Below are 17,105 nucleotides of genomic sequence, written 5' to 3' on the forward strand. Positions count from 1 at the left end.
CGGCCGCGGCGGGGCCCTCTCAGGAGCCTGCTTCCTGGCCCATCGCTCCGTGTACGCGGGGGCGGCGCCTGGCCCATGAGCCCACTATGTGGACGCGCATCGCGGCCGCGGCGCCCTGGGAGTCGCCCTGAAGGATCATTGCCTCGATCTGCCGGTGCTCGGCGAGCGACTGGAGGAGTTCCTCCCTGTTCGGGTCGCCGTTGTACTGACTCGACAGCCGTGCCTTGGCGTGGATGCCATGAATGATCGCATGACCGAGGCGATTGCCGGAGGCAAGCATGATCATTTCGTGGAAGGCCACGTCCTCCCTGCCGTAGCGCTCCGGGTCGTGCAGGGTCTCCGCGAGGACGTTCGCCTGCCTCTTCAGCGCCTCGGCCTGAGCCGGCGTGATCACGCGCGCGCACTGCGCCGCCATGTCGCATTCGAGCGCCACCCGGACGTTGACGAGGTCGTCGAGGATGGACAGGTCGCTGTCGTGCCGGATCTGCGCCTCGAGGACGAGGGGGTCCAGCAGGTTCCAGCCGATGGGCTCCAAGACCCGGGTCCCCCGGCCCGGGGTGGCCTTGACCAGGCCCTTCGCCTCCAGAAGCTTGATCGACTCGCGCACCACCGTACGGGAGACGCCGAACTCCTGGCACAACTCGGGCTCGGTCGGGAGCACGCTGTCCACGGGGTAGGCCCCCGACACGATACGGTCGACGAGATACGTGACCACGGTGTCGCCCAGGCGGCGGGGCCGTCGGTGTGCGGGCGGCTCCAGGGGGCCGCGGGAGGCGCTCGCGGTCAGACCGGGTTGAGAGAACGCGGCAGTCACTGGGCCTCCAGGAGGATCATCACAGGTGAGAGTATAACTCCTCTGCTCATATGTAATTCATATGATGAATTTGAGCGCCGCTGGACAAAGGGAGAGCCGGCCCGCCGCATGGCGGACCGGCTCAGGAGTTCCGACGTCAGATCTGCGTCAGACGCGGGTCCACTTCTGGTTGTTCTGGCCGTTGCACGTCCAGATCAGCACCTTGGTGCCGTTGGCGGTGCCGCCGCCGTTGACGTCCAGGCACTTGTTCGCACCGACGGCGGTGATGCTTCCGTCGGAGTTGAGGCGCCACTTCTGGTTGTTCTGGCCGTTGCAGTCCCAGATGATCACGCTGGTGCCGTCGGCCGTGCTGCCGCCGTTGACGTCGAGGCACTTGTTGCCGTAGACGCGCAGTTCACCGGCGCTGGTGGTGGTCCACTGCTGGTTGGGCTGGCCGTTGCAGTCCCAGATCTGCGCCTGGGCGCCGTTGGCCTGCGAGGCGCCGTTGACGTCCAGGCACCGGCCAGACCCCACACCCCGCAGCGAGCTCGTCCCACCCGCGGGCGGGGTCGGCGACGCCGACGGGGAAGCGGACGGCGAGACGGAGGGCGACGGAGAGGGCGAGGAGGTGCCCCCGTCCTGCCCGACGCCCTTGCCGTTGAAGGTCAGCGAGTCGAAGTCGAACGAGTTCGCCGTCGACCCCTTGAACACGACATAGAGGTCGCCGGTGCCACCCGGGTTGGTGACCCCCACCGACGGGAGGGAGACGTAGTTGTTCCATCCCCCGGTCGACGGCACCGAGCTGGAGGCGACGAGCGTCCCGGTCGGCGAGCCGGCGCGCAGCTCGATGGAGGCCCCGGTGCTGGACGGCGCCGACACGCGGAAGGACACCGAGTCGATCCCCGACAGGTTGACCGGCGTGTAGGAGATCCAGTCGCCGTTGGAGATGTCGCCGACGCGCCTGCCGCCCTCGGCACCGGCCTCGTCGACGACCCGGATGCCGCTGGAGCCGTTGAAGTGCTCGGCCTGCTTGTGCTTGGGCTGCAGGGTGATTCCGGCGTCGCCCTTCAGGCCGCCCTTGTCGGTGTAGGACGCGCCCAGGACGTAGTAGACGTTGGCCGCCTCGTCGTGGCCCGAGGCGGTCGTCGTGACCGTCCCGGAGCACCCGGTGAACTGGCCGGTGTCGTGGGCGTGCTGGTCGTGGCCGAGCGCGGTGAACACGTTGACCTTGGAGCAGTCGACGGTGCCGTCCTCGGGGTCGGTGACGTTGACCGTGTAGGACACCCGGTCGCCGAAGCTGATGAACCCGCCGTCCGGCGGCGCCGAGAAGACGACCTTGGGACGGGTGTTGCCGACGGCGATGGTCAGCGTGATGCTGCCCGTCTTCCCGCTCGAGTCCCGTACGGTCAGCTTGGCGGTGTAGGTGCCGTTGGCGTTGTAGGTCTTCGTCGGGTTGGCCGCGGTGGAGGTGGTGCCGTCGCCGAAGTCCCAGCTGTAGGTGATCGCGTCGCCGTCGGGGTCGGACGAGCCGGCCGAGGAGAACGCGACCGTCAGCGGCGCGGCGCCCGAGTCGGGGCTGGCGCTCGCCTTGGCGATGGGGGCGCGGTTCCCGACCACGTAGTCGATCCGGTAGATGGCGTCATCGGTGTTCGCGTGGCCGAAGCCGTTGCCCCAGTCGGCCATGTAGAGCGCGCCGTCGGGGCCGAACTTCATGTCGATCGGCGCGTGCGGGGCGATGTTCGCCACGAACGGGTTGATCTTCAGGAGGTTGCCGGAAGAGTCGAGGCGCATCTCCTTGACGAAGTTGCGGCTCCACTCGTACAGGAAGGTCGCGCCGTCGAAGTACTCGGGGAACTTGCGGTCGGACGCGCTGGTCGCGTCGTAGCGGTAGAACGGGCCGCCCATGGGGGCCGCGCCACCGCAGCAGTTGATCTCCGGGAACTCCGCCGAGGCGTGGTAGTTGTACCAGACGGTCGCGGGCTTGGCGGCCGGCAGGTTGGTCAGGCCGGTGTTGTTGGGCGAGTCGTTGACCGGCGCCGAGCAGTTGAACTTCGCCCCCGAGGTGTTGGTGGCGAAGTTGAAGTCGTTGAACGGCGTGTTGTTGCCGGTGCAGTACGGCCAGCCGTAGAAGCCGGGCTGCTTGATCAGGTTCCACTCGACCGTGCCCTCGGGGCCGCGGTTGGAGTTGGCGCTGCCCGCGTCCGGCCCGTAGTCGCCCACGGAGATCCAGCCGGTGACCTTGTCGACCGAGAAGCGGAACGCGTTGCGGAAGCCCATCGCGTAGATCTCCGGCCGCGTCTTGGCCGTACCCGGCGCGAACATGTTGCCGGACGGGATCGTGTAGGTGCCGTCGGACTCGGGGTGGATGCGCAGGATCTTGCCGCGCAGGTCGTTGGTGTTGGCCGCGGACCGCTGGGCGTCGTAGTGCTCCCGGCCCGGCCGCTCGTCGATCGGGGCGTAGCCGCTGGAGGCGTTGGGGTTGGTGTCGTCACCCGGGGCGATGTAGAGGTTGCCGCCCGGGCCGAACGTGATGTAGCCGCCGGTGTGACCCGGCTCGTCGACGTTGCGGAACGCCGGAACCTCGATGATCTTCTTCTCGCTGGACAGGTCGAGGCTGGTGCCGTTGAAGGTGAACCTGGACACCCGGTTCACCTCGCCGCCGTTGGAAGGCGAGTAGTTGATGTAGATCCACCCGTTGGTGGCGAAGTTCGGGTCGAGCGCGATCCCGATGCCGCCGTCCTCGCCGCCGTCGTACACGGACAGGGTGCCGATGACGCGCGTGCTGCCGCCGCCCGCGGGGATCAGGTTGACCTTGCCCGAGCGGGAGATGTAGAAGACCCGGCCGTCGGCCGCCACGTCCAGCTCCATCGGCTGGTCCGGCGCGCCGTCGAGGGTCACCTTCTGGAAGCGGGCCGTGATCGTGCCGCCGCAGTCGCCGGCCTCGGCGCCCGCCGCCCACTTCACCGCGCCCAGCAGGTGCTGCTTGAACAGCGGCTCCGAGTAGGAGGACGCGTTGTGGCCCATCGCGGTGGCCCACACCCGGCCGCCCTCCGGGTTGTGACACCAGGAGATCGGGTGGTCGGCGCCCATTTTGTTAGCGCCCGCGTCATAGGTGGTCTCGTCCGCGGTCACCAGCACGTGCACCGAGCCGCGCATGTTCTTGTCGAAGTTGTACCACTCCTCGGTGCGGGTCCACCGGTCCGGCAGGCCCTTCGTCGAGGGGTGGACCTTGTCGGCGACCTTGGCGGTTCCCTGCACGATCGACGAGTGCTGTGTCATGTGCGCGCCGGCCAGCACGGTCTGGTCCCACCAGGGGAACTGCGACTCGATGTTCATGTCGACGGCGTTGTGGATCGCCACGACGCCGCGGCCGCTGCGCACGTAGGCCTGCATGGCCTGACGCTGCGCGTCGTTGTCCCAGACCATGCCCGACGTCTGGAGCATGATCACCGCGTCGTAGTTGTTGAGGTTCGACGTGGTGAAGACGGCGGAGTTCTCGCTCTGGTCGAGCTGGAAGTTGTTGTCCGTCGCCAGCTGCTGGAACATCGCGATGCCGGCGGCAATGGAGTCGTGCCGGTAGGCGCCGCTCGCGGTCTTGCTGAACAGCAGCACCTTGAACTGCGGAGCGGCCGCGTGCGCGACCAGCGGCACCGCGGACAATAAGAGCCCCAACAGGGCCGCGGCCAGGGCGGGGAGCAGGCGTGATCTTCGCATGAAAAATCTCCTGGGGGGTTTACCGGGTAACGGTCGGAGTCTCGAAGGTGCGAGCCGTCTCGGCTCACGGGGAGGGTCGGGGGGTCAGGTCGAGGGTGCGGAGGAAGGCGAGGCCTTCGGTGGCGAGGGCGTCCTGGCTGGGGGCGAGGGGACGCCAGACGGATGCGGCGGTGGCGATGGTCTTGTTGTCGGCGGTGAAGGACTCGATCACGAGCGGGCCGCCGTAGTCCACGTCGCGGACGGCCGCGGCGAAGCCCGTCCAGTCGAAGTGGTCGCTGCCGGGGGCGCCGCGGTCGGTTCCGCAGACCTGGAGGTGCGCGATCCTGGCGCCCGCCAGCCGGACGGCCCGGAGAGGATCCTTCTCCTCGATGTTCATGTGGTAGGTGTCGAGGGCGAGCCCGCATTCCTCCGGGAGGGCTTCGAGCGCCTGCTCGACGGTGTTCACGACGCTGGTCTCGTATCGGTTGAGCGGTTCGACGCCGATCCGGACCCCGCGCTCGGCCGCGTAGGCGACGACGGGTTTCAGGTTCTCCCTCAGCTCGGCGTAGAGCGCGCGCCGCTCGTCCGGGCTCATCCGCCAGGCCCGGCCGACCGAGGCGTAGGCGGGTCCGCTGACCGCCGGCGCGCCCACGGTCACCGCCACGTCCACGCAGTGCCGCAGGTAGTCCTGGGTCTCCTGGACGCTCTGCCCCGAGGTGCCGACGAGCTCGCGTCCCGGTGGCATCGTGAGCACGACCGACGCGCCGAGGCCGAGCCCGTCCAGGAGGGCCGCCGCTCTGCCGGGGTCCCAGTCGCCGGGCTGCTCGACCGGCAGCTCGACCACGTCGAATCCCCATCCCGCGATCCGCGGCGCGAGGACGGCCAGGGACTCGTCGGTGAGCGGCGAGACCCAGACCCACGTGTTGACTCCGATCACGACGTGCCGCCCCACTTCTGCGGGTAGCCGGGCAGGTTCTCGCAGCCGCACAGGGCGTAGTGCAGCGGCGGCATGCCGGGCTTGAGGTAGGTGGCGAGGTTCTCCTGGGTGATCGTCGGTTGCGGAAGGTTCCAGACCTTCGGCACCTGCTCACCCTTCAGGATCTTGAGCGCCGCGATGACCGGGGTGCGCCACTGGTAGGTCGGGTAGGTCGGAGCGACGGCGGTCAGCTTCGCGTCGCTCCACTTCTTCAGGAAGTCCTGCTGGTCCTCGCCGTTGATCGGCGGCACGGGCTGGCCCGCGTCCTCGAAGGCTTCCACGGCCGCGACGGCCGTGGCCCCCGCGTCCATCCAGACTCCGTCGATCTTGCCGTAGCGCTGGATGTAGTCGCTGACGACGCTCTTGGTCTTCGCGGCATCGCCGTCGGTGAACTCGACGCCGACGACCTTGAGGTCGCTCTTGTCGAACGCGACCTTCGCCGCCGACCACCGGGTCTCCAGCACGTCCACACCGGGCAGGATGCGCAGTGCCAGGATCTTCCCGCCTGGCGGCACCTTGTCGATGAGGAACTCGGCCGCCGCGGCGCCGAAGGCGTAACCGCCGATCGGCTTGATGAAGGTGACCGGGCAGTCGGTCTGAACCCCCCGGTCGAACACGATGACCGGCACCTTCGGGCAGGCCCCGGACACCGCGGGGGTCAGCGTGGCCGTGGTGTTGGGGGAGACGATCAGCGCGTCGCAGCCCTTGCCCTGCAGCTCCGCGATGTCGGAGATCTGCTTGTCGTCCTTGCCCTCGGCGTCCAGCATGGTGAAGCGGGCGATCTCCTTGTGCAGGGCGACCTCCGCCTGCATGGTCTTCCAGCCGACCTGCCGCCAGGGGTTGTTGACGGCGGCGTTGGAGAAGCACAGGTGGTACGGCCCCGCCTTCTTGTACGTGGCGGTGTCGACGAGCTGCGGATCGATGCTCTGTTCCCACGGCTTGTCCGGCGAGCCGGTCGGCTGCGCCCGGCGCATCGCCATCTGGGCGTCGTAGTCGGCCTGCACGAAGAACTTCGACTGCGCCCCGGTGCCCTTGTCCTCGGACCCGGTGGACCCGGCCGGCGCGGCGGAGACGGAGGGCGCGGGTTTGTCGCTGGTGCACGCGGCCGCCGACAGCGTCAGCACGGCCAGCGCGGCGGAGGCGAGGAGCCGCCGCGAATATGAACGCATGGTTGTCCTTCCATCACGATGCGGCCGCGGCTCTTCTGCGTGGGAGGCTCACCGCTCCCAGCGCCACCGCGGCGATGATGATCACACCCTGTACGGCCGGCTCCACCGCCCCCGAGATGCCGTACAGGTTGAGCAGGGTGAACAGCGCCTCCAGGGTGAAGGCGCCCGCCATTGCGGCGACCACGGAGCCGCGGCCGCCCCCGAGGGCCACGCCGCCGAGCACGACAGCCGTGATTGCCTGGAACTCCAGGCCCTGGCCGACCTGCGCGGACACCCCGGCGAAGCCACCGAGCAGAATCGCGGCGACCGCCGCGGACAGCCCGGAGATCATGAACGCCACCGTCCGCACCCGGGCGACCCGGACACCGGACAGAGCGGCGGCCCGGTCGTTGTCGCCGGCCGCTATCAGCGTGTGGCCGAAGCCGGCACGCATCGCGCAGATCGCGGCGGCCGCCACCGCGACGAGGATGAAGACCGACCAGGGCACCGGGCCCAGGCTTCCCCGGCCCAGCTCGCGGAACTGCGGGGACAGGGCGCCCCTGGGCGCGCCGCCCGTCCAGAGGAAGATCGCTCCCGAGAGGATCAGCAGCATGCCGAGCGTCGTGATGAACGACGGGACCCGGAGCAGGGTGATGACGGTCCCGTTGACCAGCCCGGTGAGCAGTCCGAGGACGATCAGCAGGGCCAGCACGGGCCAGGTCGCCGCCGCGGAGCCGTCGATGAGCCGGGCGGCGATCACCACCTCGGCGGTGACGAGGGAGCCGACCGACAGGTCGAACTCGCCGGACACGATGACGAAGTACTGCCCGGCCGCGAGGATCACCAGTGGCGCGGCCCGCTTGACGAAGGCGAGGAATGCGGGCGGCTCCAGGAAGTACGGGTTGACGATCGCGATCGCGACCAGCAGCCCGGCCAGCACCACGAAGATCGGTAGCGCGCGTCTCATGCGGTCCGCCTCCTGCGGGCGTAGATCGCCAGGGCGGCCACCAGGACCACGCCCCGCACGACGTCCTTGGCGAAGGAGTTGACCTCCAGCTGGTTGAAGATGCTGTCGAGGACGGCCAGGAGCAGAACTCCGCCGACGGTCCCGGCGACCCCGCCGCGGCCTCCGGCCAGGGCGGTCCCGCCGAGCACGACCGCCGCGATCGACTCCAGGTCGTACCCGCCGTCGGTCCCGACCGTCGGCGCGCCGGCCCCGAGCCGGGAGGCGAGCAGCAACCCGGCGATCCCGGCGCAGACCGAGCAGAGCACGTGGGCGGCGACCACGACCCGCTCGGTGCGCACTCCCGACAGCCGCGCGACCTCGGCGTCCCCGCCCACGGCGTAGATCCGGTAGCCCAGCCGCGTCCGGCTGAGCAGGAGCCACGCGGACGCCGCCACCGCGGCCCACAGCAGCGCCGACACCGGAAGCGGCCCGATGCGGTCGTACCCGAGGTGCTGGAAGGACTCGGGCACACTGCCCGCCGGCCCGTCGTACCGCTCGTCCAGCGCGCCTCTGATGATCAGCGCGACCCCGAGCGTGGCGATGAAGGCGTGCACCCGGAGCCTGGTGACGATCAGGCCGTTCACCAGGCCGACTGTCGCGCTCACCGCCAGCACCGCGGCCACCGCGGCGGGTACGCCTCCGTCGGCGCCCGCCATGATCTCGGCCGCGACCAGCGAGGTCAGGCTGATCAGGTAGGCCACCGAGAGATCCAGGCTCCCGGCCAGGATCACCAGGGTCTGACCGACCGCGACGATGCCCAGCGCCGCCGATCGCTGCTGGATCCCGACGATGTTCTCCTGGCTGAGGAACCGCCCGCCGTCCAGGGCGAACAGCAGCCAGCCCAGCACGATGAGCAGAGCCAGCGCCACGTAGACGGCACGCGCGGGCCGGTCGGCCGTCAGCCGCCGCAGGAACGAGCCCTCGGCCGCGACGCGCCGGAGCTTCAGTTGCTGAGTCACGACGCGGCCGCCAGGTGCATCACGGACTCCTCGGTGACGCCGGCGGGCAGCTCTCCCGCTATGCGCCCGTCCCGCAGCACGAGGATGCGATCGCTCATGCCGATGAGCTCGGGGAGCTCGGAGGAGATCATCAGGATGGCCGTGCCGTCACGGGCGAGTTCGCGCATCAGCTCGTGGATGGCGGCCTTGGCGCCGACGTCGACGCCGCGGGTGGGTTCGTCGAACAGCAGGACGCGCGGCGCGACCGTCATCCACTTGGCCAGCACGACCTTCTGCTGGTTGCCCCCGGACAGCAGCCGGACCTCCTGGGTGGGCCGGGGCGGGGTGAGCCGCACGCGCTCGAGCAGCCGCTCGATCCCGGGCCGGCGCCTCCCGGCGGCCCGGGCGACGAGCAGGGCGTTGTCACGCACGTGCTGGTTCAGCAGGAGCCCTTCGGCCTTGCGGTCCTCGGTGACCAGGCCGATGCCCGCCGCGATGCCCTCGCGGACCGAGCGGGGCCGGCAGGGCGTCATCTCGCCGCTGGTGAAGGGCTCCGCGCCGAACAGCGCCTTGGCCAGCTCGGTGCGGCCCGAGCCCTGCAGCCCGGCCACCCCGACGATCTCCCCGGCGCGCAGGTCGAGGTCGATGCCGTGCAGGCGGGCGTTGCCCCCGCCGCGCACGCTCAGCATCACCTCTCCGGGCGGCTCCGCCGCCCGGGGCGGGTAGTAGGAGTCCAGCTCCCGGCCGACCATCAGGCGGACCAGGGTCGCGGTGTCCAGGCTCGAGGCCTCCGCGGTGGTGACCCGGGCACCGTCCTTGAGCACGGTGATCCGGTCGGCGAGTTCGAAGATCTCGGGGAGCCGGTGGGAGATGTACAGAACCGCGATGCCGCGCCCGGTGAGCCGCCGCACCAGGGTGTAGAGCAGCTCCACCTCGTGGTCGGCCAGCGCGGCGGTCGGCTCGTCCATCACCACGATCCGGGCGTTCAGCGACAGCGCCTTGGCGATCTCGACGACCTGCTGCTGCGCCACCGAGAGCCGCCGGACGAGATCGCGCGGCCCGAACGACTCCTCGCCGAGCGAGCTCAGCAGCTCACCGGTCGCCGACTCCATCGCCGCCCGGTCGACCAGCCCCCGCCGTACGGGTTCCCGGCCGAGGAAGACGTTCTCGGAAACCGTCCGCTCCGGCAGCAGGGTGAGCTCCTGGTAGATGATCGCCACCCCGGCCCGCTGCGCCTCGATCGGATGCCCGAACGCCACGCTGCGGCCGTCGATCTCGATCGTCCCCTTGTCCGGAGTGTGCACCCCCGCGAGGATCTTCATGAGCGTCGACTTGCCGGCGCCGTTCTCTCCCACCACCGCGTGGACCTCGCCCGCGGACGCCTCCAGGTCGACCCCGTCCAGGACCCGGACGCCCAGGAAGCTCTTGCCGATGCCGGTCATCTTCAGCACGCGGCCCGCCTGTCGAGACGTGACGCCAGGCCGGCCGGGACGAGTCTCCGCGCCGTACGGGGTGATGACTCATGCACGGGGATCTCCTAAGGGGGTGGAAGTCGTGCCGGGCCCGGCGTGCGGTTCACCGGGCCGGTCGCCGGGGAGGAGGGCCCGGCGGCCGGCCGACGCGCGTTCCGCTCCGGTGGACGGGTGTGACTCGAGCGGAGGCTCAACCTGGTCCGGCGGGAGCGGTCGAAGCGATTCGGGAAGAAAATAGGTCTACCAAACTTCTGATGTCAAGCATGCTTATTTACTTGCTTGAGGAGACTTCTTCTCTCACGCTCGGACATAGTTTCGCCACCTTCCTGCGGAAGTCGCCCTCTCACAGGAAAATGACCGTGCCGTAGCGTCCAATGCCCCTTGAGTGCACGAGGAGTGGAGGCCTTGTATCCAGAGGCTTGGAGCAAATGAGTATGAAACTTTCACACTCATCTCAAGGAAGTCCCGGGCTTCTTGTCATACATGTGGGCCCTCTCCCCAAGGGCAGAGAGCCACATACTTCTGACGTGGGGAAAGGGACTTTCGCCGCAATTTGGCGAAAAACCTCCGAATCAGCGCGCCATCCGTACGAAGAAAAAACCGGCGCGGCCCCCGATCAGGGCCGCGCCGGACGTCATGCCGGGTGCGGCGAGGCGGAGTGGGGCCCCGGAGTCCCCCGCCGCTCCCGGGTGGGACGGATCACCTCAGACACGAGTCCACTTCTGGTTGTTCTGGCCGTTACAGGTATAGATCTGCGCCTTCGTGCCGTTGGCGGTGCCGCTGACGCTGAGGCACTTGTTCGCGCCCACAGCGGTGATGCTGCCGTCCGAGTTGAAGCGCCACTTCTGGTTGTTCTGCCCGTTGCAGTCCCAGATGATCACGCTCGTGCCGTCCGCGGTGCCGGCGCCGTTCACGTCCAGGCACTTGTTGCCGTACACCCGCAACTCACTCGCACTGGTGGACGTCCACTTCTGGTTGTTCTGCCCGTTGCAGTCCCAGATCTGCGCCTGGGCGCCGTTGTTCTGGGATGCGCCGTTGACGTCCAGGCACCGGCCCGACGCCACACCCCGCAGCGCGGTCGTACCACCCGCGGGCGGCGACGGCGACGCGGAAGGGGACGGCGACGGCGAGGGGGAGGGGGACGGGGAGGTCGATGGGCCGCTCAGTTCCTTGACCCGGATGTTCCGGAACGACACCACATCGCCGGACCCGTGGTTCTGGATGCCGATGTACCCCTGTTGCAGGGATCGGGCCGGGTCCGTGTTCGTGAAATCATTGATCTTCGTGCCGTTGAGGAACACCTGCAGCCGCTCTCCCTGGACGAGCAGTTCGTAGGTGTTCCACTGACCCGGCGGGTTCAGCGCCGCGTCACGTGCGGCGAGGTCGGCCGACTGGAAGCCGTAGATCGCCCCGGTCGTCTTGTCCGCGGTGTCGGTGGCGTCGATCTGGACCTCGTACCCGGTGTCGAGGGCCGTCTGGGGGTCGCTGGTGGCCGGGAACCCGACGACCACGCCGGAGTTGGAGTCGCCGGTCAGCTTCCAGTCGAGCTTGAGGGAGTAGGAGCCGAACTCCTTGGCGTTGTACCACAGCATCCCCATGCCGCCCTGGGAGGTCAGCGTGGCGTCGCTGTTGGCGAACGAGCCGGGCCCGGCCTGCGTCCAGCCGGTGGTCGACCCGTTGTACAGGGTCGTGTAGCCGGTCTCGGGACGGCAGTCGGCGTTCGTGGCCTTGGCCGCGTAGCGGATGCCGCCGAGCAGCAGGGTGCGGAAGTTGGAGTCGGCGTACGACTCCTGGGTGTGCCCGAGACCGGTGTAGAACGACCGGCCGGACGCCTGCGGGTGGCACCAGGTGATCGGGTGGTCGCCCATGTTCCCGCCGCTGTAGCTGCTCTCGTTCAGGCTCTGCAGCACGTGCACGTTGGCGCGCGGGTTGGTGCGGTAGTTGTACCACTCGTCGGTGCGTGTCCAGGTCTGGCCGAGATGGGCCGTGGCCGCGTGCGCCCGGTCCTCGTTCCGTACGGTCGCCTGCTGGATGGCCGGGTGGTTGTTGAACCAGGCCCCCATCAGCTGCCCATAGTAGGGCCAGTCGTACTCGGTGTCGGCGGCCGAATGCACCCCCACGTAGCCGCCTCCGCCGTCGATGTACGACTGGAAGGCGGTCTGCTGGGAGGCGTTCAGCACGTCGCCGGTGGTGCTGAGGAACACCACGGCCTTGTACTGCGCGAGGTTGCCCGAGGTGAACGCGTTCGCGTCCTCCGTGGCGTCCACGGCGAAGTCGTTGGCGGCGCCCAGTTCCCGGATGGCCTGGATGCCGGCGGGAATGGAGTCGTGCCGGAACGCGGCCGTCTTGGAGAAGACCAGCACCTTGAAGGCGGCGGCGTGGGCGGGGATGGTGGGGATCACTGTCGCGGCGGCGGCGGTGAGCGCCACCGCGGTCACCGACAGGCGTCGCAGCACGGATGTCTTCCGGTCGCTCCCCGCGATGCGCCCGAGCGCGGCGGGGGTCAGATGTCGCAGCATGGGTGTCCTTCCGTCGCGGCCCGGCGCGGCCCCTTTCGACGATGAAAGCTGGGCCGCGCCGGGCGCATCAATGGGTTGATCGGCGTGTGGCCGGGCGGTGTGCCGGGTGGCTCAGACGCGGGTCCACTTCTGGTTGTTCTGGCCGTTGCACGTCCAGATCAGCACCTTGGTGCCGTTGGCGGTGCCGCCGCCGTTGACGTCCAGGCACTTGTTCGCGCCGACGGCGGTGATGCTTCCGTCGGAGTTGAGGCGCCACTTCTGGTTGTTCTGGCCGTTGCAGTCCCAGATGATCACGCTGGTGCCGTCGGCCGTGCTGCCGCCGTTGACGTCGAGGCACTTGTTGCCGTAGACGCGCAGTTCACCGGCGCTGGTGGTGGTCCACTGCTGGTTGGGCTGGCCGTTGCAGTCCCAGATCTGCGCCTGGGCGCCGTTGGCCTGCGAGGCGCCGTTGACGTCCAGGCACCGCCCCGACGCCACACCCTTCAGCGCACTCGTGCTCGCCGAGGGCGACGGAGAAGGAGACGGGGAGGCTGATGGAGAGGGCGACGGGGAGGGGGACGGGGAGGACGACGTGCCGGTGTCGAAGGTGAAGGCGTCCAGATCGAACAGGTAGCCCTGTCCTGTCGCTCCGCGGAAGACCAGGTACAGCGTCGTCGTGCCGGACGGCACGCCGCTGAGGTTCGCCGACACGTCGGTGAAGGTCTCCCAGCCGCCGGTGGCCGCCACGTTCACCGTACCCAGCAGCGTGCCGGTCGCGGAGCCCGCCCGCACCTCCAGCCGGCCGCCCACGCCACCGGACGACACCCGCGCGGTGATGCGCGTGGCGTTGCCGACGTTGTAGGGCTGGAAGGAGATCCAGTCGCCGTCGTCGGTGAAGCCGACGGTCTTGCCGCCCTCGGCGGTGGTGTGGTCGGCCGTCTGCACGCCCTGCTGGGCGCCGAAGTGCTCGGCCTGGCGGTGCCGCGGCTGCAGCGTCCGGACGACGGTGGTGGTGAGACCGCCCTTGTCGGTGTAGGACGCCTGCAGCACCCCGTAGATGTTGGCCGCCGAGTCGTGCTCACCGTCGACCGGCACCGCGATCGACCCGGAACACCCGGACTTGGAGGTGATCTGATGGGCGTGGCTGTCGTGCCCGAGGAAGTAGGTGACGGTCACCGTCGAGCAGTCGATGGTGCCGTCCTCGGGGTCGGACACGGCGACCTGGAAGGGCACCGTGTCTCCGAAGGAGAACAACTGCCCCTCCACCGGCGAGGTGAGCGTGACCGACGGCGCGGTGTTGCCCACGTTCACGGTCACACTCGCCGTGCCGGTCAGCCCCTGCGGGTCACGGACGGTAAGGGTGGCGGTGTAGGTGCCGTCCGTGGTGTAGGTCTTGCTCGGGTTGGCCGCCGTGGAGGTTGTGCCGTCGCCGAAGTTCCACGAGTACGTCAGCGCACCGCCCTCGGGGTCGGAACTGCCCGCGGAGGAGAAGCTCACGGTCAGCGGAGCCGGTCCCGAGGTCTTGTCGGCGGAGGCCTTGGCGATCGGATTGCGGTTGGCCTTGCCGATGTACTCGATCCGATACAACGCCTGGTTGTTGCTTCCGGTGCCGTAGTCGAGCACGTAGAGGGCGCCGTCGGGACCGAAGGCCATGTCCATCACCTGGGTGCCGCTCCAGGGGAAGGCGGAGATCTCGCCGTAGGCGCCGTCCGACTTGACCTCGATCGCCTTGATCCAGCGGCGGCCGTACTCACCGGCGAAGAACCGCCCGTCGAGCGCCTGCGGGAACTTGACGGCGGAGTTCAGGTTCGGGTCGTAGCGGTAGACCGGGCCGCCCATCGGCGACTCCGACCCGGAGCCGAACTCCGGCGGCGAACCGGCGTCCCCTCCGTACCTGATCCAGGCCGGCTTGGCCGCCGGCAGCGTGGTCAGCCCGGTGTTGCGGAAGGAGTTGTTGGTCGGCCCTCCCGTGCAGTTGTACTTCGGGCCGGTGCTGTTGGTGGCGAAGTTCCACTCGTTGTAGGTCTCGTTCGTGCTGTTGGACCCGGTGCAGTACGGCCACCCGTAGTTCCCGGCGCTGGTGATCCGGTTGAACTCCACCTGCCCCTGCGGCCCCCGGTTGGAGTTGGTCGACCCCGCGTCCGGCCCGTAGTCGCCCAGATAGACGACGCCGGTGGCCTTGTCCACGCTCATCCGGAACGGGTTGCGCAGGCCCATCGCGTAGATCTCCGGCCGCGTCTTCGCCGTCCCCGGGGGGAAAAGGTTCCCGCTGGGGATCGTGTAGGTGCCGTCCGGCTGCGGCTTGATCCGCAGCAGCTTGCCGCGCAGGTCGTTGGTGTTGGCCGCCGTGCGCTGCACGTCGTACTGGGGGTTGCGGTCGGTGCGCTCGTCCAGCGGCGAATACCCGGCCGACTCGAACGGGTTGCTGTCGTCGCCGGTGGTCAGATACAGGTTGCCGGCGGCGTCGAAGTCGATGTCGCCGCCCACATGGCAGCACATCCCCCGGTCGTTCGGCACCTCCAGCACGACCTTCTCACTGCTCATGTCGAGCGTGTCGTCGGACTTCAGTGTGAAGCGGGATAGGTTCAGGTGCCCCTTCCACTGGTCGAACTGCGACTGGGTGCCGTTGCTGGGCGCGTCACCGGTCGGCGTGCTGAGCCGTGGCGAGTAGTAGAGCCAGACGTAGCGGTTCGACGCGAAGTTCGGGTCGACCGCCACACCTTGAAGGCCCTCCTCGTCGTGGGTGTAGACGTTGAGCTTGCCGGCCACCTTCGTGTTGCCGTTGGCATCGGTGACGCGCAGCGTGCCGTCACGGGCCGTGTGGAGGACCGACCGGTTGGGCATCACGGCCAGCGACATCGCCTCACCCAGCTCCGAGCCGCCCGACGCGAGCGACACCTGCTGGTAGTCGGACGCCGGGATGGTCAGCGCGTTCGCCGGAGCGGAGGTGAGCGCCAAGGCTCCGGAAGTGATCAGCGCCATCGTGGTCAGCGTTGTGAGCCACGGACGTCGGGACATCGGTTTCCTTCCTGACAGTCAAGATCAGTTAGGGCAGAGCGCGCGCCGCCGCGCCGTTGCCGGAGTTGTGCTTCGTGCTCAGAGGGGTGCCGCCTCTGGTTCCCTCATCGGGTCGGACGACGAGGACGCCGTCAGACGCGGGTCCATTTCTGGTTGGTGCCGCCGTGGCAGGTCCAGATCTGGGTCTTGGTGCCGTTGACGGTGCCGCCGCCGTTGACGTCCAGGCACTTGTTCGCGCCGACGGCGGTGATGGTGCCGTCGGTGTTGAGGCGCCATTTCTGGTTGTTCTGGCCGTTGCAGTCCCAGATGATCACGCTGGTGCCGTCGGCGGTGCTGCCGCCGTTGACGTCGAGGCACTTGTTGCCGTAGACGCGCAGTTCACCGGCGCTGGTGGTGGTCCACTGCTGGTTGGGCTGGCCGTTGCAGTCCCAGATCTGCGCCTGCGCCCCGTTGGCCTGCGAGGCGCCGTTGACGTCCAGGCACCGCCCCGACGCCACACCCTTCAGCGCACTCGTCGCGGGCGGAGGACCTGTCGGAGTCGAGCTGGGAGTCGCCGTCGGGCTGGCCGTCGGGCCGCCTCCGGGCGGGCCGAGCGGGCAGCTTGCCATGTACTTGGAGATGCCGTTCGCGTTGGACAGCGTCGGGCACAGGAACGGCGCGTAACGGGTGTCCTTGTCGATGAACAGCTTCAGCCAGACCATCATGGTGCGGGCGAAGGCACCGGAGTTGCCCCCGCCGCCACCGGCGGGGAAGCCGTGGCCCTCGTTGGCGATCTCGACGTACGCGCGCTCGACGTCGGCGGGAATCGTGGCGTAGGCGTTCTGGGCGTACTGCGGGGTCACCGTTCCGTCTGCCTGGCCGGCGAAGATGATCGTGGGGCTCTTGATGCCCGACAGACTGCCGTTGGGCACGTACGGCGCCTGTCCGACCGCGGTCAGGAGCGAGGGCCGCTGGGTGGCCGCGAGGAGTGCGCCTCCGCCGCCCATGGAGTGTCCGCCCACCGCCAGCCGGTCGCGGTCGACCCGGTCACGCACCGGGCTGTTGTCGACCAGGTAGTCCAGGGCGGCGAGCAACTGCGTGGCCCGGGCGTCGGCGTAGTCGTTGAGAGTGTTGGTCTCGATCCCGATCACGACGAAGCCGAACGAGGCGAGTCTCGGGCCCTGCCAGGCGTAGTAGCTCCAGGCGGTGCCGAAGCCGGGGGCGATCGCGATGGCGCCGAAAGTGCCCTGGCTGGTGTCGGTCGGGTAGTAGATGACCCCGCCGCCGAATCCGTTGCCCCTGGGGACGGTCACCTGGGCGGTGGCGAAAGGACCGCGGTCCGCGGCGATGCTCGCCGCGGTGGGGGAGGGCCCGCGCTCGTAGGGGTTGCCCGCCGCGGATGCGGCGGACGATCCTGCCGCCAGGCCGGCGATCACCAGGAGGGCGGCCACGATCCCGGCGAGGATTCGGGTGCGCGGGCGTGGCGGTCTCATGGGGTGCGCGTGGACGGCTCGGTGTGGAGCCGTCCCCGGGGCTTCCTGTGAATGCACTGCCTGCTCCTGGGGGGGAGGGGGTCGTGGCGGG

Annotated in this window: 10 protein-coding genes; all 10 read right to left on the bottom strand. The window is 69.2% G+C overall.

The window, feature by feature from the left end; genetic code table 11:
• Positions 1–19: 19 nt before the first annotated feature.
• Positions 20–814, bottom strand: a complete 795-nt coding sequence (locus FLW16_RS41655) for a FadR/GntR family transcriptional regulator (protein WP_142566507.1) — start codon at positions 812–814, stop codon at positions 20–22.
• Positions 815–961: 147 nt separating this feature from the next.
• On the bottom strand, positions 962–4,507 hold the full coding sequence (locus tag FLW16_RS41660) for a lectin (RefSeq protein WP_142566508.1): 3,546 nt from the start codon (positions 4,505–4,507) through the stop codon (positions 962–964).
• 64 nt (positions 4,508–4,571) lie between these two features.
• Positions 4,572–5,423: a sugar phosphate isomerase/epimerase gene (locus tag FLW16_RS41665; RefSeq protein ID WP_142566509.1), complete on the bottom strand. Its 852-nt coding sequence runs from the start codon at positions 5,421–5,423 to the stop codon at positions 4,572–4,574.
• Positions 5,420–6,631 (bottom strand): substrate-binding domain-containing protein, encoded by a 1,212-nt coding sequence (locus FLW16_RS41670; protein ID WP_142566510.1) that lies wholly within the window; start codon positions 6,629–6,631, stop codon positions 5,420–5,422. Before FLW16_RS41670 ends, FLW16_RS41665 begins: the two co-directional genes overlap by 4 nt.
• A gap of 13 nt (positions 6,632–6,644) precedes the next feature.
• On the bottom strand, positions 6,645–7,577 hold the full coding sequence (locus tag FLW16_RS41675; protein WP_142566511.1) for an ABC transporter permease: 933 nt from the start codon (positions 7,575–7,577) through the stop codon (positions 6,645–6,647).
• Positions 7,574–8,575: an ABC transporter permease gene (locus FLW16_RS41680; protein ID WP_260616174.1), complete on the bottom strand. Its 1,002-nt coding sequence runs from the start codon at positions 8,573–8,575 to the stop codon at positions 7,574–7,576. Before FLW16_RS41680 ends, FLW16_RS41675 begins: the two co-directional genes overlap by 4 nt.
• A complete protein-coding gene (locus FLW16_RS41685; RefSeq protein WP_142566518.1) occupies positions 8,572–9,996 on the bottom strand; it encodes a sugar ABC transporter ATP-binding protein in 1,425 nt (474 codons plus the stop codon). Before FLW16_RS41685 ends, FLW16_RS41680 begins: the two co-directional genes overlap by 4 nt.
• A 734-nt stretch (positions 9,997–10,730) precedes the next feature.
• On the bottom strand, positions 10,731–12,545 hold the full coding sequence (locus FLW16_RS41690) for a ThuA domain-containing protein (RefSeq protein ID WP_142566512.1): 1,815 nt from the start codon (positions 12,543–12,545) through the stop codon (positions 10,731–10,733).
• Positions 12,546–12,656: 111 nt separating this feature from the next.
• A complete protein-coding gene (locus FLW16_RS41695; protein ID WP_142566513.1) occupies positions 12,657–15,542 on the bottom strand; it encodes a lectin in 2,886 nt (961 codons plus the stop codon).
• Between the two features lie 131 nt (positions 15,543–15,673).
• Positions 15,674–17,014, bottom strand: a complete 1,341-nt coding sequence (locus FLW16_RS45770) for an RICIN domain-containing protein (protein ID WP_142566514.1) — start codon at positions 17,012–17,014, stop codon at positions 15,674–15,676.
• Positions 17,015–17,105: the final 91 nt, after the last annotated feature.

The organism is Microbispora sp. KK1-11, assembly GCF_006874435.1.
Lineage (GTDB): Bacteria > Actinomycetota > Actinomycetes > Streptosporangiales > Streptosporangiaceae > Microbispora > Microbispora catharanthi.

What these genes read in the sequence shown, in the direction of transcription:
- FLW16_RS41660 (WP_142566508.1), bottom strand. Translation starts at nt 4,507, where the DNA reads ATGCGAAGATCACGCCTGCTCCCCGCCCTGGCCGCGGCCCTGTTGGGG.
- FLW16_RS41670 (WP_142566510.1), bottom strand. Translation starts at nt 6,631, where the DNA reads ATGCGTTCATATTCGCGGCGGCTCCTCGCCTCCGCCGCGCTGGCCGTG.
- FLW16_RS41675 (WP_142566511.1), bottom strand. Translation starts at nt 7,577, where the DNA reads ATGAGACGCGCGCTACCGATCTTCGTGGTGCTGGCCGGGCTGCTGGTC.
- FLW16_RS41685 (WP_142566518.1), bottom strand. Translation starts at nt 9,996, where the DNA reads ATGACCGGCATCGGCAAGAGCTTCCTGGGCGTCCGGGTCCTGGACGGG.
- FLW16_RS41690 (WP_142566512.1), bottom strand. Translation starts at nt 12,545, where the DNA reads ATGCTGCGACATCTGACCCCCGCCGCGCTCGGGCGCATCGCGGGGAGC.
- FLW16_RS41695 (WP_142566513.1), bottom strand. Translation starts at nt 15,542, where the DNA reads ATGTCCCGACGTCCGTGGCTCACAACGCTGACCACGATGGCGCTGATC.
- FLW16_RS45770 (WP_142566514.1), bottom strand. Translation starts at nt 17,014, where the DNA reads ATGAGACCGCCACGCCCGCGCACCCGAATCCTCGCCGGGATCGTGGCC.